The organism is Aliagarivorans marinus DSM 23064, from assembly GCF_000429485.1.
Lineage (GTDB): Bacteria > Pseudomonadota > Gammaproteobacteria > Enterobacterales > Celerinatantimonadaceae > Aliagarivorans > Aliagarivorans marinus.
This window is the reverse complement of the sequence record NZ_KE386909.1, coordinates 73,271-91,835: the sequence shown is the minus strand read 5'-3', so window position 1 is coordinate 91,835 and position 18,565 is coordinate 73,271. Positions and strand designations below refer to the sequence as shown.

General features: G+C 55.1%; 17 protein-coding genes. 7 read left to right on the top strand and 10 right to left on the bottom strand.

All coding sequences use genetic code 11. The features are described from left to right. Positions 1-84 precede the first annotated feature (84 nt). Complete coding sequence (locus G461_RS24980; protein WP_084429411.1) at positions 85-1,458, top strand: patatin-like phospholipase family protein; 1,374 nt, start codon at positions 85-87, stop codon at positions 1,456-1,458. 508 nt (positions 1,459-1,966) lie between these two features. Here G461_RS24980 and G461_RS0120015 read toward each other — a convergent pair. Continuing rightward, a complete protein-coding gene (locus tag G461_RS0120015) occupies positions 1,967-2,614 on the bottom strand; it encodes a carbohydrate-binding protein (protein WP_026973181.1) in 648 nt (215 codons plus the stop codon). Positions 2,615-2,812: 198 nt separating this feature from the next. Here G461_RS0120015 and G461_RS0120010 point away from each other — a divergent pair, with 198 nt between their 5' ends. The 4 genes from G461_RS0120010 to G461_RS0119995 all read left to right on the top strand — a co-directional run bounded on the left by G461_RS0120010 (position 2,813) and on the right by G461_RS0119995 (position 6,014). After that, positions 2,813-3,967 (top strand): hypothetical protein, encoded by a 1,155-nt coding sequence (locus tag G461_RS0120010; protein ID WP_026973180.1) that lies wholly within the window; start codon positions 2,813-2,815, stop codon positions 3,965-3,967. A gap of 24 nt (positions 3,968-3,991) precedes the next feature. Beyond that, positions 3,992-4,969: a D-cysteine desulfhydrase family protein gene (locus G461_RS0120005; RefSeq protein ID WP_026973179.1), complete on the top strand. Its 978-nt coding sequence runs from the start codon at positions 3,992-3,994 to the stop codon at positions 4,967-4,969. A 164-nt stretch (positions 4,970-5,133) separates the two neighbouring features. Further along, entirely contained in the window at positions 5,134-5,478 is a 345-nt protein-coding gene (locus tag G461_RS0120000; RefSeq protein ID WP_026973178.1) for a hypothetical protein, read from the top strand. Positions 5,479-5,666: 188 nt separating this feature from the next. Then, complete coding sequence (locus G461_RS0119995; RefSeq protein WP_026973177.1) at positions 5,667-6,014, top strand: DUF2750 domain-containing protein; 348 nt, start codon at positions 5,667-5,669, stop codon at positions 6,012-6,014. Between the two features lie 113 nt (positions 6,015-6,127). On the opposite strand, the gene G461_RS0119990 is transcribed toward G461_RS0119995, so the two are convergent. The 4 genes from G461_RS0119990 to G461_RS0119975 all read right to left on the bottom strand — a co-directional run bounded on the left by G461_RS0119990 (position 6,128) and on the right by G461_RS0119975 (position 9,558). Continuing rightward, positions 6,128-6,367, bottom strand: coding sequence for a DUF2960 family protein (locus G461_RS0119990; protein WP_026960065.1), 240 nt, complete (start codon positions 6,365-6,367; stop codon positions 6,128-6,130). 47 nt (positions 6,368-6,414) lie between these two features. After that, the gene (locus tag G461_RS0119985; RefSeq protein ID WP_026973176.1) at positions 6,415-6,795 is read right to left on the bottom strand and encodes a hypothetical protein; all 381 of its coding nucleotides are present in this window, start codon (positions 6,793-6,795) and stop codon (positions 6,415-6,417) included. Between the two features lie 162 nt (positions 6,796-6,957). Continuing rightward, a complete protein-coding gene (locus tag G461_RS24975; protein ID WP_035480914.1) occupies positions 6,958-8,709 on the bottom strand; it encodes a bifunctional diguanylate cyclase/phosphodiesterase in 1,752 nt (583 codons plus the stop codon). Positions 8,710-8,985: 276 nt separating this feature from the next. Continuing rightward, positions 8,986-9,558: a TetR/AcrR family transcriptional regulator gene (locus G461_RS0119975; RefSeq protein ID WP_026973175.1), complete on the bottom strand. Its 573-nt coding sequence runs from the start codon at positions 9,556-9,558 to the stop codon at positions 8,986-8,988. 197 nt (positions 9,559-9,755) lie between these two features. Here G461_RS0119975 and G461_RS0119970 point away from each other — a divergent pair, with 197 nt between their 5' ends. After that, a complete protein-coding gene (locus tag G461_RS0119970; protein WP_026973174.1) occupies positions 9,756-10,397 on the top strand; it encodes a peroxiredoxin-like family protein in 642 nt (213 codons plus the stop codon). Between the two features lie 42 nt (positions 10,398-10,439). On the opposite strand, the gene G461_RS0119965 is transcribed toward G461_RS0119970, so the two are convergent. Next, the gene (locus G461_RS0119965; protein ID WP_026973173.1) at positions 10,440-11,255 is read right to left on the bottom strand and encodes an AraC family transcriptional regulator; all 816 of its coding nucleotides are present in this window, start codon (positions 11,253-11,255) and stop codon (positions 10,440-10,442) included. Positions 11,256-11,374: 119 nt separating this feature from the next. Here G461_RS0119965 and G461_RS0119960 point away from each other — a divergent pair, with 119 nt between their 5' ends. Next, positions 11,375-11,848, top strand: coding sequence for a YHS domain-containing (seleno)protein (locus G461_RS0119960; protein WP_026973172.1), 474 nt, complete (start codon positions 11,375-11,377; stop codon positions 11,846-11,848). A gap of 81 nt (positions 11,849-11,929) precedes the next feature. On the opposite strand, the gene G461_RS0119955 is transcribed toward G461_RS0119960, so the two are convergent. From G461_RS0119955 to G461_RS0119940, 4 genes are all read right to left on the bottom strand, one after another. After that, positions 11,930-14,053, bottom strand: coding sequence for a methyl-accepting chemotaxis protein (locus G461_RS0119955; protein WP_026973171.1), 2,124 nt, complete (start codon positions 14,051-14,053; stop codon positions 11,930-11,932). Between the two features lie 166 nt (positions 14,054-14,219). After that, positions 14,220-14,687, bottom strand: a complete 468-nt coding sequence (locus tag G461_RS24970) for a cupredoxin domain-containing protein (RefSeq protein WP_051333718.1) — start codon at positions 14,685-14,687, stop codon at positions 14,220-14,222. Between the two features lie 61 nt (positions 14,688-14,748). After that, positions 14,749-15,288 (bottom strand): CueP family metal-binding protein, encoded by a 540-nt coding sequence (locus G461_RS25710; RefSeq protein WP_051333717.1) that lies wholly within the window; start codon positions 15,286-15,288, stop codon positions 14,749-14,751. Positions 15,289-15,351: 63 nt separating this feature from the next. Beyond that, positions 15,352-18,462 carry an efflux RND transporter permease subunit gene (locus G461_RS0119940; protein WP_026973170.1) on the bottom strand — a complete coding sequence of 1,037 codons (3,111 nt, stop codon included), beginning with the start codon at positions 18,460-18,462 and terminating at the stop codon, positions 15,352-15,354. Positions 18,463-18,565: the final 103 nt, after the last annotated feature.

The following is an 18,565-nucleotide window of genomic DNA, read 5'->3' as shown; positions in this document are numbered from 1 at the left end:
GATTAATTAAATATTCACTCACTAAGCGCCTGAGCCTGTTCTATAAATCAAAGAGTACTCTCGTTTGATAACAAGGAGCTCAGTATGGCAACAGCGAAAAAACCTAAGGTCTGTTTAGTGCTGCAAGGCGGCGGTGCACTCGGGGCCTATCATATCGGTGCCTATCAGGCATTGGAGGAAGCGGGCTACACCCCCGATTGGCTTGCGGGGATTTCCATCGGTGCGCTTAACGCGACCATTCTAGCGGGCAACCCACCCGAGCAACGCTTGGCCAAGCTAGAAGCGTTTTGGGATGCCATCTCACGCCCTGGCACCGATGTGCACCTCCCGGCTGAGATGGAGCCCAATGCGGCGACCCTGTTTAATACCGCCAGTGCCACTAGTGCGTTGATGTTCGGTCAGCCCAACTTCTTTTTCCCACGCCCCATCAACCCCTATTTTGCCTTCCCCGGTCAGGCGGCCACCAGCTTCTATGACACCGGCCCAATCTTTAAAACCCTGCAAAAGTTGGCCGACTTCGATCTAATTAACAGCAGCAAAACTCGGCTCACAGTGGGCGCAACCCGCGTCACCGACGGCGAGCTGGTGTTCTTCGATAGCGAAAGCGACACCATGCAGCCCGCTCACTCAGTTGCCAGTGGCTCGCTGCCACCGGGCTTCCCGGCCACCCAAGTGGGGGAAGACTTCTATTGGGATGGCGGTGTGGTATCGAACACCCCACTAAACGGCATTCTCGATCTGGCCAAAGACGAAGAGCTGCTGATCTTTATGGTGGACCTGTGGAATGCCCGCGGCGAGATGCCCCGCACCATGAACGAGGTGCTGTGGCGGCAAAAAGAGATCCAGTACGCCAGCCGCACTAGCCACCATATCGAGCAAGTGGTTGCCAAGCACAACCTCAAGGCCTTGGTGGATGACTCCGGAGAGCTGATCGCCAGTGAGGCGGTCTCCGATGCTGACCGCCTCAAGGCCGGGAACAAGATCAACATCGTGCACATCACTTACGATGCCATCGCCGGGCATATCCCACTCAGCGACACTGAGTTCTCGCGCCGCTCGATCCGTCTGCGCCGTGAGTGTGGCTATCAGGATATGCAGCGCGCCTTGGCAGACTCGCCATGGCAGCAAGACAACCAAGTGCTACCGGTTCGCTGCCATATGCTGCGCAGCTCCGATCCGGTTACCAAGGCGATCACCAAGGCAGCAGCAGCCAGTAAACCTGCAGCGAAGGCCCCGGCCAAGAAAGCCCCTGTGGCCAAAACGGCAACAGCCCAAGCAGCAAACGATGAAGTGAAAGTAGAAGCGGTCGCAGAAGCGGTGGCGAAAGAGGAAAAAGCGGCAGTTAAAGCACCAGCCACTAAAGCTGCGGTCACTAAACCTGCAGCAAAGACGGCTGCCAAAAAGACCACAGCCAGAACCCCAAGAAAAACCACCAAGGCACCGGCGAAATCGAAGTAAATCGTTAAGTTAGAGTCAGCCCGGAGTAAGGCCTTGCGCTTTACTCCGCGCTTTCCAGCACGGCATCTTCGCCTTGTTCTACCGATTCGCAGTACTCTTCCCAAATCAGCGACATTTCTTGACGGCTATCCATGTTGATACTCCTTAACTCTAATCCTTGATGATAGGCAATCATGCGCAAGCGTTCGTGCTAAGCACCTGATGCACAACAATATTAAACAGCCAGCAAGGCCATGAGCAAGATTTTCTTATGCAAAACCCAGGGTAAAATTAGTTTTTCTAATGGGAGTAAAAGGCGGTTGGAAGCAAGTACGCAGGGCGTCGGGGAATTAGCCATAATATGTATCATGTAACGGCGAGCAATGAAATGAAGATTTTGCCTAATAAGCACACTGACGGCTCGAACCACTGAACATGAGCCAATATTGCGATATAAAATATGGCAAAACGCCGCTATCTCTAGCGGCGTTTTGCTCTTCTCTGTTCGAGCTAGCAAGCAATGCGAGAGTTACTTAAGGAACTCAAACCAGTGAACGTTACCTGGCGAACCGCCACTGCCACCGGTTAGGAACTCAACCTTCATGGTGTACTCGCCTGCTGGCAGCTCAACCGAGCCTGCATCCACAGTGGTGTACACACTCCAGTCGTAAGTCGGCTCCATCTCAACGTTATCCAGAATCACTTCTTGGTCTAGCCATACCCGTAGGGTACCAGCAGTACCGCCACCGTGGCCTACATGGAACTTGGCTTGATAGGAGCCCGCTTCCTGAATGTTTACGCTGTAGTTCAGCCATTCGCCGGGCTCAGTCCAGCCAACAACGAAGCCGCCGGGAGCAGTACCAATACCTACCGCTTCGTCGGTGCGGTAATCAATCTTCCACTCTTTCCAACCTTGGTTTTCAGTGCCGTTATCACTGTAGCCCACACCTTGACCACCCAAATCGTAGTCTTCGGCAGCGATACGTCCGGGGATAACAAAGGCTTCACCACGATAAGGGGTCGACTTGCCAGTTTCCGCAGGGAACACTGCAGCCGGGCCGGCTTCAACGGCGGCTTCCGCGGTTTCTTGCTTGTCATATTGCGCACATGCGCCCAGTAAAGTGGCACACAGCCCTGCAAAGAGGCTGTATTGATATACGTTGGCGTGTTTTTCCATTTGGCTACATTCCTTTTTGCCTGAATTTCGAGTTTTATTTTATGTTTAAAAATTATTCAAACAGTGAGGTTGCGCCCAAAAACTGAAACCGGTTTCAGAAAATCTCTTTTTGCCTACTCAATAAGAGATAACCATTCAGTCTCAGTAAGTGACTAGTCTCTTCTATACTCACCATTAGCTTGCTGCGCGGAGATGCCCATGGAACGTCAGCTCACCCTTGCCCAGATACAGTCTCGGCTACTCAGCCAAGACTTCACCCAACTCCCCTTTTCCGATTTGCTGCAAAACATTAGCGACGATCCTCAGCTGCAGCAGTTTGCCCCAGACGGGATCTGCCAGATAGACCCACGCAATGGCACCTTAGTCATCTACAACTCGGCCCGAGCGAAGCGGATACACACCACTGCCAGCCCTAACCCCAATAATCTGGTGGATTGCGCCTGCCCAATCTGCGACGGTCACGTTGGCGATATTCTCGACTATGCCGAGCACAGCGAAGGCTTCACCTTCGTTAACAAAAACCTCTATCCGATCTTTTTGCCCATCGATGAGCTGCCCTGCGAGTCGGCGGACTACTTTGAACATCAAGATCCCGAGCACCGTGGCCGCAGCTCCTATGGCTTCCATCTGCTGCAGTGGACCTCTTCTATCCATACCCGCGACTGGCACAATATGCCGTTTGGCGATGCGTTGATTAGCTTCCAACGCCTGGCTGCGATTGAGCACAGCCTGCTACATCAGCCCAGTGAGTTTATGTCGCGCTCGATGATTCAGATGGCCCAGCAGAGCGTCAGTGGCTATGTGTCAGTCATTAAAAACTATGGCGCTGCGGCGGGAGCTTCGCTTACCCATGGCCACCAGCAGATTGGCTATAGCAACATCCTGCCCCAGCAGTTCTTTAACAACCTGCGCTTTCGCAAGCGTAACGACAAACCATTCAGCCAGTTTATCTTGGAGGAGAACCCCAAGGAGTTGCAGGTCTGGGACTTCGGCGAGGTGCTGTTGGTGGTGCCCTACTTTATGAAGCGCCCCTTCGATATGTTACTGTTGGTTAAAGATACCGAGGTGCGCTATCTGCACCAGCTTAGCGACAAACAACAGCAGCAAGTCGTTAAGGCGATCCAGGCGGTATGCGCCAGCCTGATCGCTCTGATGCAGCAAATGGGCAAGGTCCCGGCCTTTAATTTTATGGTCAACAACGGCCCCGGCTGTGGCTTGTACATCGAGTTTCTGGCCAAGACCCAGTTGATGGGTGGCTTCGAACAGATAGGTCTGTATGTCTGCCAAGCCAACCCGAAAGCCTGCGCCGAGGAACTGCGCACACAGATAGCGCAACAGCTCAACTCAGGCTAGGGCCTGCTAGCACAAGGAACCGCAATGCCACTCTCACAACGTCTGCCACTGGGGCAACTACCCACGCCGGTGATGACACTGCCGCGCCTATCCCAAGCCTTAGGTGGCCCACAGCTATTAATTAAGCGTGACGACTTAACTGGCCTAGCCTTGGGTGGCAACAAAGTGCGTAAACTTGCCTACTTGCTCTCGGATGCCCTAGCCAAGGGCCATGATTGCATCATCACCGCCGGCGCAGCCCAGTCGAACCACTGTCGTCAAACGGCAGCCGCCTGCGCCCAGCTTGGACTGCCTTGTCACCTGCTGTTAGGCGGCGAGCCACCAAAAGATATAAGTGGCAACCTGCTGCTCGATCACCTGTTTGGCGCGACGGTCCACTGGTGTGGCGAGCAGCGCAAAGGCGAGGATGCCGCTGCCTTGCTGGCACAGCTTAAATCCCAAGGCCTGAACCCTTACTTAGTGCCCTATGGCGGCTCCAGTCCGATAGGCGCACTCGGCTTTGTGGATGCCATCCATGAGCTGGATAAACAGATGGCAGAAGCGCTGCCCAGCCATGTCGTGTTCGCCTCCAGCTCGGCAGGCACCCATGCCGGTATGCTGGTTGGCCGCGCTCAGCTCGGGCATGATTACCAGCTGCTCGGCATCAATATCGACAAGCAGCCCGGTGAGCTGCCCTTTGATGAGCGTATCTATCAACTCACTCAGCAGACCTCAGAGTTACTCGCTACGACAACCACCATAAAGCGCGCCGATCTGCATCTGTTGGATGACTACTTAGGCGAAGGCTATGGCGTGGTGGGCGATGCTGAACGAGAGGCGATTTCGCTGTGCGCGCGCTATGAAGGGATTCTGCTAGACCCAGTCTATACCGGGCGCGCCATGGCAGGACTTATCGATCTGATCCGCCAAGGCAGGCTGAACCAGCAACACCGGGTACTGTTTTGGCACACCGGCGGCGCCCCAGCGCTGTTTGCCTATGCAGACCAACTGCAACTGACGTAGCTGCCATTGCCACGCTAAAAACCGCACCCCGTTCAAATTTTCGCCACAATCTTATTGATTAAACATTAAGTTGCGAAGGCCCTCACCTTTACCAATCCTGTTTATCTACATAATTAAAGGTGAATAACCAATGTAAATCATGACGTTGGATAATGGAGGGGCATATGACACATCCCGCTATCAGTGTGTTCACCGCTACCTTACTCAGCTCAGGCGTGGCATGGGCTGAGCCTCAGCAGCAGCTTGGCCTGCAAACCTTGTGGCTGCATGCCGCAACATGGGCCATCTTAATCGGCCTACTGTGCTCAAAGGTGTCTGCTTGCTGGCTCATTGGGGTGCTGGTCACCGGAACGCTGTTTCATGTGGCATCAGATAACTTCAGCAAAGGCCTGGGAGAGTCTCACGGCTCGCTATACATACTCTCCACTTACATGTCTGCGCTGCTACCCTTGGCTGGTGCTATCGCAGGACTGTGCTACCACCACTACCATCAACGCGTTGCCTCTTGAGCCATAGCTAGCAGACAGAGCGCATATCTAGCCCCGCTTTCCACTCGGCGGGGATAAGCCTTGTGTATTACCTAAAAACTTCATCGATTCCCTGCTGCGGCTTGCGCTGTAACAACTAAGCTGTGATTAGCACTTGCCAACTCTCGCTTACTGCGCAAGGATCGGCGCGAATTTATCAGGAGCTAACTATGAGCCAAACTACCCTTGAAGCCTTTGCCGCTGAAGTCATCGAGACTGGCGTGCTTTGGTTGCTGAGCAGCGACGAAGACTATCTGGTGATCGACTCTATCGACTTTGAAGACACCGACGTACTGCCGGTATTCTCAAGCGAAAGTGCCGCCAAAGCCTTGTGCACCGAAGACTGGGCTGAGTACTCAGCGCAAAAGGTCGATCTCAATGATTTCTTTGAAGAGTGGCTGCCGAATCTGGATGAAGATGGGGTGATGGTCGGTGTAGATTTCGACGAGATGCTCAAAGGCGATGAGGTGGAAGCCTTTGCCTTGGGCAAGGCCTTGGCTGACCAAGAAGCCAGCTAAAAAACTCTTTATAAGAGCTACATAAGAGCTATCTATAAGAGTGTGCTATCAGAACGCACGATCAGCCAGCGTAATCGGGGCGAACAGGCACAGGCTTGTTCGCCCTAACTTAATTACTTCTTCTCAAAGCGGATATCGGTAAAGCCCATCCGTTTAAACTCCGCATCGCGAAACTGTCTAAGTGCAGCCCCACCACGGGTGGTTTGTTCTACCTGCCGTTCCATCGCCAGATACTGGGTCAAATCGACTCCTTCAGCCGCCGCCACAGCCTGATGCAGGTCATGAAAGCGATCATTGGCAAAGCTGATGGTTTTTTCCTGACCTTTGAAACGGTAATGAATGAGTCTGGCCATGTTGGTCTCCCGGTAAATTGCGGCGCAAGCATAGCATGAACGGCAGCTTAGGGAAGGCGTTTTGCCACACGCTGGCTGTGGTCCAGCTCGACCGAGACCTTTTGGGCCGACCAGCCATGCTGCTTATCGTGGGCTTCTATATATACCACCCGCAGATGCCGGGGGATGGTGACGCCGCGCAGGCTGCGGGTAAAGGGCTGCTCTTCCACATGGGGGTGATGCAGGATCCGCTCACCGAGTACGGTGCCTTGGGCATCCACCACTCGCCAGCGATCGGCATAGTGTTGCCAGCCACTGTCTTGGTGACGCAAGGTTACCGCCACGTTCCAGCTGCGGCTAGCCCCCGGGGTAAACACTACGTCTTCAATAGTGACCTGTCCGGCCAGCAGCGGAAAGCTAGTTAAGCACAGCAACATCCAGTTTCGCATCGACCCTCCTTCGATAAGTGGTGATAGCAGAATCAATAGTATAGAAAACACTCGAAATGAGTCGTCATTCCTTCGTCTTTTCGCCTCGCGCTATGGACATTGAGCACCTCTGAATCCTGCATCTTGAGGTTGCTCGGGTATAACTGATGGATGCAACAAGCTTCAAACCGATACGCACAAACGCGTTGGCTCAGGGCGGTATACCACCACACTGCTTTGACCTGCCGACTTGGCCTGCTTCTTCGCTTCCGAGAGCTGCAAGGCGTAGTCATCGACCCGCTTCAGCGCCGGATGGGCAGGCACCAAGCCAATCGACAGTGAGACCAGCGGAAACTCGCGTTTCTCGCCGCTGCGGTCCAGTGCCGATACCGTACCGTGGTTGTAGTCTTTGTCGTTATACAACTCGCGTTGGGAGTGAACGAAGTCTTTACAGATTTGCTGACAGATCTCCTCGCCACTCTCGCTGTTAAACACCGTGACAAAGTCATCGCCGCCGACATGGCCGACAAAGTGCCCGCGCGATTCACAGTGGCGGCGCAGCAGCTTGCCCACCAGCTGGATCACCTCGTCACCGCGCTGGTAGCCGTACAAATCGTTGTAGGGCTTAAAGTGGTTAATGTCGACGTAGGCCACGGTGAAGTCAGCCTCTACGTCAATCTGCTGCTGGATATGTTGGTTGATCGGCACATTGCCCGGTAGCAGGGTCAATGGGTTGGCATGGCGGGCGTGCATCAGGCGCACCTCGGTGATCCGCCGCAGCAAGTCGCGGGTGTTGCCCATGCCCACATAACGGCCTTGGTCAACAATCACAAAGTGCTGGCGCACGTACATGTCGTCTTCGTCGGTCACCATCTGCGACACCTCTCCAAGGCTGGCCATCTTCTCCACTACAATCGCATTATCGGTGACCAGCTCAGAGGCGCGTTTCTTGGCATACAGCGCACGGCCATAGGGGCCAGATAGCATTTCCAGCACCAAGGCGCGGTGAATCAGGCCAATCAATCGCCCGTTGTGCACCACCGGTAAGGAGGAGTACTGCTCGCGGTTTTTAAAGCGGTCCCACACCTTGGCCAGCGTCACGTTGATCGGCAGCGGCTCCACATAACTACACAGCACCTGCACCGTTTCGCTGTACTTGATCGGCAACGCGGTGACCGCGCTTAGCTTGTCGTCGTCCAGCTCGCAGCTAAGCTTGGGCTTGGTGCTGGGCCGCCCCAGATAGAAGCCCTGACAAAGATTAATCCCCAACTGATTGACCGTTTGTAGCTCGGCGCGGGTTTCCACCCCCTCGGCGATAATGCCGCAGCCCAAACGCTGGGAGAGCTCGACGATGCCGCGCATAAACTCATGCTTAACCGGATCTTTGTCGATGTCTTTGATGAAGTGGCGGTCGATTTTCACATACTCGGGGTGTAACTCCGACCACAGTCGCAAGCCCGAATAACCCGCGCCCAAATCATCGATGGCAAACACGAAGCCATGTTCGCGGCAACGCTCAAGCTGCTTGGCCAGGGCCTGAATATCTCCAATCACATAACTTTCGGAGAGCTCCATCACCAAGTCGCCACTGCGCAGCTGGTAGCGCTCAACCATATTCTCCAGCCATTCAAGGGTTGAGTTATCCCCTAGCACCACCGGCGAGAAGTTGAGAAATAGTCGCCCCGGTTTGCCAAGCAGTACATAACAAGCAATCGCCTGTTCACTGACCGCGCGCTCAACCGCAAATAGTAGGTCGTACTGTTGGGCGGTGGCGAAGATGCGTTCTGGAGAGAATAAACTGCTGCCCTCGGGGCCACGCACCAAGGCCTCCAAACCCAGTAATTGACCACTTTTACAGTCAATGATGGGCTGGAATAAGGTGGTGAACAGCCGCTCAGTTAAAATCCGTTTTAACTCGTGTAGATCGTGTTCCATTTCCGTGGTTCCCTGGAAAACGGCTAAAGTAACTGATTTATATGATGAATTAGATGTATGACATTATCTTTACAGGCTTGCCTGATGAGTAAGTATGTACTACGCCTTACTGTTACGTTGGATTGACAGGCTACTTTGGGCTAGCAGAAGCAGTGGTTTGCGCTGGGTTTGGCGACATAAACTGCCGATAGTACGTGGCATGTGGGTACAGATAGGACAAAGCATCTAATACTGAGTAGGCTGCAAGTTACCGCATATTTGGATGTGCGCTACTGGCTAGTTGTGCAGTTTTTGCCACGGTAGCCACGATAAGCCTAGCTCCAATGACTGACGCATTGCCGCCGCCCGCTGCTGATGAAAGCCATACACCCGCAAGCCAAAGATATGCATCATCAAACTACTGGCATAGGCCGCGGCTTGTTCAGCAGAGAAGGCCTGAGTCAGGTAAGCCACATAGCGCTGCTCGATCTCGCTCAGTAACTGTCCCGCCAATTGATGCAGCTCAGAATCTGCCTCCAGCTCTAGCCAGCTACGCACCAAAAAGCAGCTGAAGTAGTCGCTGCAACGCGACTCATCCACCAGCTTTAGTAGTAACTGACAGAGCGCCAATGGCACATCGGGGGCACCCGATAACTGGCTATCGATCATCTGCTTGCTGTGCTCGGCATAGCGTTTTAAGCACGCGGCATAGAGCCCCTCTTTGCTGTCAAAGGCTAGGTAGATACTGCCGGGCTTGAGACCGGTTGCCTGAACTATCTGCTGCATTGAGCCCCCGGCAAAGCCGCGCTGCCAAAACAACTGCATGGCATTGTCGATCACTTGGTCTCGGTCAAACTGCGCTCTGGCCATCTGCTCTCCTGCGCTAGGGGCAATTGAATCTGTGAATGTTAATTTGAGTTTAATGAATTTTGAATGAATGTTCAAAATCAACTTGAATGATCGCTCAAGCTCTGCTTGAATAATTTTGAACGAACATTCAAGTTAACCAGCGGCGTTAACGGCTCAAAGACCTTTTTCATCACTGACATCACTGAAAGGACGCTACCATGACACTGCAACAAGCTATCGCTGACTACCGCGCCGGATTCAAAGCCAAGGTGCCCGAAGATATCCAGCAAACCATGGCCAACGCCACTCAAACACTGCTTGAGTCGGGCATTAGTGACGCCTCCCCCAAGCAAGGCGAGGCCCTAGCCAGCTTTACTCTGAACAACCAGCTAGGCGAAACCCGTAACCTTGAGCAACTGCTCGAGCAAGGGCCACTGGTGATCACCTTCTATCGTGGCGGTTGGTGCCCCTACTGCAATTTGGAGCTCAAGGCCTATCAAGACGTTCTGCCCGAGCTAAAACAAGCCGGTGCTAACCTAGTGGCAATCACCCCTGAGCTGCCAGACCAATCGCTGTCGACCGCCGAGAAGAATGCGCTGCAGTTTGAAGTGCTGAGCGATCCACAGTCGCGTTATGCCAAGGAGTTAGGTTTGGTGTTCTCGCTACCCGAAGAGCTGCGTCCGATCTACCTGAGCTTTGGTATCGATGTGGAAGCGCATAACGGTGAAGGCCAGTTTGACCTGCCACTGGCGGCAACCTTTGTGGTAGCGCAAGATAAAACCATCATCAGCGCCTTTGTGGATGCCGACTACACCAAGCGCCAAGAGCCAAGCGAGATTGTGGCCCTGCTAAGCAAGTAAGATGCGAGTCACAATGAGGGCCTTACCAGGCCCTCATTGTGACTAAGACTGCTGCGCCAGCCACTGCTTCGGCGAGCAGGCAAAGCGGCCACGAAAGGCTCGATTCAAGCCTGACAAACTGGCGTAACCCACCTCTTCGGCCACGATGGCCAGCGGCCTACCCGCTAACAGTAGCTGCTGAGCCTCGGCTAAACGCAACTCACTCAGATAATCCCCCGGCGAGCATTGCATCACCTCAGAGAAGGTCTGGGCAAAGCTGCTACGCGACATGCCCGCCTGCTCGCTCAGGCTCTGCAGGCTGTGCACTTGGCTAAGATCCTCATGGATAGCGTTCAGAGCCTTCACCAGCTTGGGATGACACAACCCCGCCAACACCCCTTGTTGAAACTTGCCGCGGCTTAAAAGTTCGCGAAGCAGCAGGGTAATCAACACCTCACTGAGCCGATCGCTGATTAGCTGCCGGCCCGGCTCGCTGGCAAAGGCCTCGGCGAACAACATCTCCAAGCAGCGCTGCAGCTGCGGGAACTCGGCTAGCGGCAGCAACAAGTACTCGGGCAGAGCTTGCTCAATCAAGCGGCCACTGCCGCTGCCAAAGCTCAGATCAGCACACACCAGACTGGCCGATTCGTCGGGGCTAAACAGCCGATGACTTTTAGCGCGCGGGAAAAACAGCAGGTGCGGCTGGTCAATCTTCTGCACTGCGTGTCCACTGATTTGCAGCTCCAAGCGGCCGCTCTGTAGCAGATGCAAATGCCCACCTTGGGCCTTATCGAATTGACTCAAGCCGCAGAGTGGGCCGGAGTGAAACACGCCCGCTTTAATCGCGAGGCGCTGTAATAGGCTAGAAAGTTCGTCCATGAATCCCGTTTGTACGATTGGCACACTTTTGCGGATGATAGTCCTCTTTTCCCCTTGCGAGCCAGCGTAAATTTACTTGTGTAACGAGGTTGACCTCAACGCATCACAAGGAGAAGTTTATGAACGCACTAACCAAAACCCTTCGTCGCTCATTCGTTTTCGGCGCGCTCGCCCTGTCCTCATCGGTATTTGCCGCCGACCCGGGTATGAGTGTCGATGGCAACGATCTGGCCATTCAAGGCTATGACCCGGTTGCCTATTTCACCGACAGCCAGGCTACCCAAGGCAGCAGCGAGTATAGCGCGACCTACAACAACGCCATCTACCACTTCAGCAGCGCCGAGAATCGCGATGCCTTTCGCGCCGATCCGGTGAAATACGCCCCGCAATATGGCGGCTATTGCGCCTTTGGGGTGGCCATGGAGAAGAAGTTCGACACCGACCCGCAAGCGTGGCGGATCGTCGATGGTAAGCTCTACCTGAATCTGGATGAGAAGGTTCAGAAGCGCTGGCTGGAGAATACCGCCGAGTTTATCGATGATGCCGATAGCAACTGGCTGGAGATTAAAACGGTATCGCCTTCCAAGCTGTAGGCACTTGCTGTTCCCTCCCTGTAAAAAAAACGCCAAGCATGATGCTTGGCGTTTTGCATTTAGACAGCTTGGGTAAGGCTGTTAGGCGACGCGATCAACCTCAAAGCGGCCGACAACTTTACTCAAGCGCACGATGGCGTTTTTCACCAAGGTGGTTCGGCGAGTCAACTGACCAGAAGAGACCTCCAGCGACGAGGTAGTATGCTTGGCTTCGGTGGCCGTGGAGTTGTGCTGCTCACTCTGGCCCGCCAGTTGCGCGATGGCGCCATGCATATCGCTCACCGCTTGTTGTAGCTGCTGGTTGCCCGCACCACTTTCCACTAAATTGGCATTGCGGTCCACGTTGGTCACGCCCTGCTCCATCTGGCGCACCGCTTCTTGCGATTTCGCGCGCAGCTTGCTCATGGTCTCACCGATGTGGTTGGCCGCCTGCGCAGTCTTACTGGCCAGGCTGCGTACCTCGTCGGCCACCACCGAGAAACCACGGCCATGCTCACCGGCACGGGCCGCTTCAATGGCGGCGTTCAGTGCCAGCAGGTTGGTTTGGTCGGTGATCTCGCTAATCAGGCTGACGATATCGCCAATCTGTTTCATATCGGCGTTCACATCATTCACGCTGGCCGCCGATGCTTCCACAATATTGCGGATCGCTTCATTGCTCTCCACCGCCACCTGATACTCTTGGGCGGCCTTGCTTACCACATCATTCATCGCCTGTTGCAGCTCTTCCACGGTATGCGAGGCTTGGTTGATCTCCTGCAGCTGATGTTGGGTCAGCCCCAGCAAAGACTCAATCGAGTCGGCGGTTTGCCGGCTGCAATCGTCCACCATGTTACAGCGACGCAGCATCGAACTACTCACCTGCTCCAGCTCGCCGGTGGCATAAATAATGTCACGCACCACCGTCTCCAGATTGTCGATAAAGCTGTTGATCCACCGCCCTAGATCGCCCACTTCGTCGGCGCGGAACTGGCTGCTATCGAGACGGCGATTCAAGTTACCGCCCCCCTCGGAGACATCTTGCAGCATCTGGCTCATCTGGGCGATGGACGCCGCTAGTGGCTTGGCCTTCACGAAATAGAAGCCAGCAAAACACAGCAGCGCAATCACCGCCGCCATACCAAGTTGGCTGATGTGCGACAGGTCGAACACCACCCCAAGCACTTGTGGCAACATCGCCGCTGCCATTAGTCCCCAGAAATAACCACCGGCTAAGCGCTGCCCTAGCGAGCGATATCGATGCACTTCTTCCAGATCGGCCTCGCACATCATCCCCCAGCGGTCTTCAGAACCTTGTAGCTGGAAGGTGACTCCTTTACCGATCACTGGAATATGTCGGTAATCCGAGTAGCCGGGGTAGTCTACATACAGGTTGCTGCCGTTTTTGATGGTCTCGCGCACCCCGGGGTGCAGCTCGCCAGTGGCGGGATCGGTAAAGCGGATCTCAAACTCAGTGTGCTTTTGCACCTTCACCGTCCCCCAGCGGGTGTGCACGCCGGATTTAAGGTTCTCGCCATGGGAGAAAGTGGAGTCTTCAAAACGTGAGCGCGATAAGGCGGTGCCCGGGCGAATGGTTGGGTCAACTTGCGAATCGACCATAAACAGGTAGTTATCGCCGGATTCATTAAAGATATGACCGGCTTCGCGCTGGATCAGATCGCCCAGCACATCGTTGGGCACCCGCCCACACAGGCAGCCCACCACTTCGCCTTGCTGCACAAAGGGCTGGAAGAACATCAGGGTCACTTCGTCATGGAAGCTGGAGCTGGATGCCCCCACGGCCAAGGAGCGTTTATCGATATAGGGGCCGTGCAGAAACGGTTTATCCAGACCGCGCGCGACCTTATCCGGGTCGACAATCTGCTCGCTTAAGTGGCCGCTAAAGCTGGATGCCAGTACCCGGCCGCGCGGGTCAACTACCGCAAGCTCTGAGAAATCGGCATTGCGCGCCAATAGTTGGGTAAGCACCGTAGTGCGCTCATCGGCCGACTTGGTGGATAGATACATCTCAGCGTCTTGCAAGAACTCCCACTGGGTATTGGCCCAGCTCTGCATCAGCTTCACCCGAGTCTGGGCAATGCCCTCAAAGGTCTGTTTGATTTGCCCAATTCGATGACGGTTCGCCCGGCAGGCAAAGCGCATCGCCAGTTTTCCTGTCTTGCCCCACAGGGGTAACCAACGACGCTCGCGCTCGCTAAGATTCATAGTCTTTCCTTAGTTCATGATTCCCAATCTGTCCAAGCTAAATAATTTACTTATAAATTAATTACTTATCCAGCATGGTGTGCATATTTTTGTCATCCACTCGAAAACATTCTCCCGAGCAAAGGACGCAAACTAAGTCACTATGTCCCCGGAGCAACCAACAAGGTCATGGGGCTGCTAATGGTCCTTCTCTACTCTTTTCTTTCTCTATTTTCCAAACCTCAAACATCCCTGCCTCGTAGTGGCCGGGAATGTTACACGCTACTTCCAGTTGACCACTGTGCGGCATTTGCCACGCCAAGGTCGCATGTTCGCCAGCTTCGAGAGTGACGGCATTGCTTGAATGATGATGGTGATGATGGCCACTGTTGCGCATCTGCTCGCGATGCTCAGCCTGCTCAGTCGGCGAGCCCAACACAAACTCATGTACGATCTGTCCTTGGTTGGTCACCACAAACTCGACCTGCTCGCCGGGCTTGAGCTCCGATAACGCTGGCTCGAACTGAAAACGCATACTATCTAGCATGGTGACCGACACGCTGCGCACCTGCGATTCACTGGCCCATGCAAGTGGGCTGGCGGCGATTAGCATTGCCAGCAATGCACTGCGCCGCTTTGTTTTCCCTTTAGTCATACCTGCTGCTCCCTGAAGAACGGGTCACTGGCAGCGCTTAAAGCCAGTGACCCGGCCAGATTTAGTGGTGGTGTTTATGGTCGGTTTTGGTCAACTGCATGTTGGTGATACAGGTGCGACTTTGAGCATCGGTGCTGAGCACTTCGCTGGCCATCAAGTCGCCGTAGTGGAACATAAACTCATAGCGACCATCTTTAGGCATCCAGAAATCAATAAAGCCATCGTGCTGGGTGCGCACCATGGTGTTGTGCACCAGCTCTCCGGTGGCCAAGTCTTTCACCATCACGTGCATTTGCGCATCGACCAGCTCACCTTGGCAGCCGGTTGGCACATGAAAGGTGCAAGGGTGGGTTTGATTCACGAAGGGCGCGATAGAGAGCAAGTGGCGCTCGGTGGGAATGCTCACCTTCTCGCCATTGGCAAACTCGGTATCGATTTGACGCGGCAGCACCTTAACGCTGGCATCACCGCTACGGTGCCACTGATGGGCCTGCTGCAGTGCTTGCTCAGCTGACAGCTTGCGGTACTCGCTGGCGTCCATCGCCAGTGCCGAGTGTGCAGTTAAGCCCAACAGTGTGGCAATAAGTAGTGATTTAGTCATGTTGTTCTCCTTATGAGCCCCGCGTGGCGGGGCATAAAATGCGATTAACGTTGTTAGGTTCGGTTAAAGTTGGTGGCTGTGCTGTTTCCACAGCTTGTAGATGGCAGGCAGTACCAATAGCGTTAACAGCGCCGATGACAGTGCGCCGCCGAGCATTGGCGCGGCGATACGACTCATCACCTCCGAGCCGGTGCCGCTGCTGATTAACATTGGGATCAGGCCAATAATCACCGTCAGATCGGTCATCATCACCGGACGGATCCGCTGCCCAGCCCCCTCACGGATCGCCTGCTCCAACTGCTCGCGCCCTAACTGGCGGCCGCTAGCTTGGGCGGCTTGCCAACTTTGATTGAGATACACCAACATGATGATGGCGGTTTCCACCGCCACCCCGGCTAGCGCGATAAAGCCCACCCCAACCGCGATAGACATGTTGAAGCCCAGCCAGTGCATCAACCAAAGGCCCCCCACTAAGGCCAGCGGTAAGGTTCCGACAATAATGGCCACCTCCGCAAAGCGGCGAAAACTCATGTAGAGCAGCAGGCCGATAATCACCATGGTGGCGGGAATGACCATTCGCAGCTTCTCCATAGCTCGTTGCATGTACTCATACTGCCCAGCCCAACTCAGCGAATAACCGGCGGGAAGGGTGAGATGCTGACCCACAAAGGCCTGAGCGTCTGCCACGTAGGAGCCCAAATCACGCCCCTCAATGTCGACGAAAATCCAACCATTGGGGCGCGCGTTTTCGGTTTTGATCATCGGCGGGCCATCGGCAAAGCGCAGTTCGGCGATGTCGCCTAACAGAAGACGCTGACCAGCGGGTGTGATGATCGGCAGCGATTTCAGCTTCTCTAATGAGTCGCGATAACGCTGGGGATAGCGCAGGTTGATGGGGTAGCGCTCCAGCCCTTCCACGGTTTCGGAGACGTTCATACCACCCACCGCGGCGCTGGTCAGCTCATGGATATCGCTGATGCTCAGCCCATAGCGGGCCGCCCGCTGCCGGTCGATGTCGATGGTGATGTAACGCCCGCCCGCTACCCGTTCAGCGTAGGCTGATGCGGTACCGGGAACCTGCTTAAGTAGCTCTTCCAGCTGCTCGCCCAGCCCTTCAATCACCTGTAAGTCAGGCCCCGCAATCTTGATGCCCACCGGGGTTTTGATGCCGGTGGCCAACATGTCGATGCGGGTCTTGATGGGCATCACCCAGGCGTTACTCAAGCCCGGGAACTGCACCAAGCTGTCCAGCTCCTGACGCAACCCTTCGCTGGTCAGTCCGGGCCGCCACTCGGATCGCGGTTTGAGCTGAATGAAGGTCTCAATCATGGTCAGCGGCGCAGGATCGGTGGCCGTGTCGGCGCGTCCAACCTTGCCCCAAACGCTTTTCACTTCCGGGACGGTTTTGATCAGCTTGTTGGTTTGCTGCAACAGCTCGCGCGCCTTACCAATGGAGATCCCCGGATAGGTGGTGGGCATATACATCAAGTCGCCCTCATCCAGCGGCGGCATAAACTCGCTGCCCATCTGTGAGTAGGGATACCAAGAGGAGGCCAGCGCCAACAACGACAAGGAGATCACTGTTTTGGGTCGGCGCAGGCTAAAGTTCAGCATCGGCCGATAGGCAGCGATCAGCATGCGATTTAGCGGGTTACGTTGCTCGGCCAGGATCTTACCGCGCACAAAATAGCCCATCAGCACTGGCACTAGGGTAATCGCCAGTATCGCCGCGGCCGCCATGGCATAGGACTTGGTGAAGGCCAAGGGCGCGAACATCTTGCCCTCTTGCCCCTCCAGTACGAACACCGGTACAAAGCTTAGGGTGATGATCAACAGTGAGAAAAACAGCGGCTTGCCCACCTCACTGGCGGCTAGGCCTACGATTTGCCAGCGGTTGTGCTCGTTAAGTGGTGTTCGCTCGTTGTGCTTGTGGAGGTTTTCAATCATCACGATCGCGCCATCAACCATGGCGCCAATGGCGATACCAATCCCGCCCAGCGACATGATGTTGGCGTTGATGCCCTGCAGGCGCATCACCACAAAGGCGGCTAAGATCCCCAAAGGCAAACTGAGCAAGATCACCATCGATGAGCGCAGGTGGAACAGGAACAGCGCACACACTAGCACTACCACTGCCAACTCTTTGAGTAAGGTTTGGTTGAGGTTACTGACTGCCTCTTCGATTAAGCCTGCGCGGTCGTAGGTCACCTCCAGCTCAACCCCTTCCGGCAAGCTGCGCTGCAGCTCGCTTAACTTGGCTTTTACTGCGGCGATTACCTCGCGGGCATTTTCGCCATAGCGCATCACCACTACGCCACCGACTACCTCGCCTTCCCCGTTCAGCTCAGATAGTCCGCGTCGCATCTGTGGCCCAAGGCTTATCTTAGCCACCTCGCCCAACAGTAGTGGGGTACCGCGCTGACTGACTTTCAGCGGCAGCGCTTCAAGATCGCTGATACTGCTCAAATAGCCGCCGCTGCGCACCATGTATTCGGCCTCGCCCAGCTCAATCACACTGGCGCCGCTTTCTTGATTGCCTCGTTTGATGGCCATGCTAATGGCGCTCAGCGGCAGGTCGTAGGCGCGTAGCTTGTCTGGGTCGACGCTGACCTGATACTGCTTCACCATGCCGCCAACGGTGGCCACCTCCGACACCCCCGGCACGGTTTGCAGCTCGTATTTCAGGAACCAGTCCTGCAAGCTGCGCAGCTGGGCTAAATCATGCTGACCGCTGCGATCGCTCAAGGCGTAGGAGAAGATCCAGCCCACCCCGGTGGCATCCGGGCCCAGCTCGGGTTTAGCGGTAGCGGGCAGTCTGCCACTCACCTGCGACAAGTACTCCAGCACTCGCGAACGCGCCCAGTAGATGTCGGTGCCATCTTCAAACAGGATGTACACATAAGAATCGCCAAAGAACGAATAACCACGCACCGTGGTCGCTCCCGGCACCGACAACATGGCGGTGGTCAATGGATAGGTCACCTGATCTTCCACCACCTGCGGCGCTTGCCCCGGGTAGCTGGTCTTGATGATCACCTGAACGTCAGACAAGTCTGGGATCGCATCCACCGCGGTGGTGCGCAGCGAGAACAGACCATACACGCCGAGCAGCAACGCCGCACATAACACCAGGAAACGGTTGTTTAGTGAGGCGCGGATGATTGCTTCAATCATGCTCACCTCCATGTCCCATCTCGCTGTGGTTCATACTGCCGTGGTCCATGCTGCTATGATCCATCTCCGCGTGATTCATGCTCGAATGGTCCATGCTGCTGTG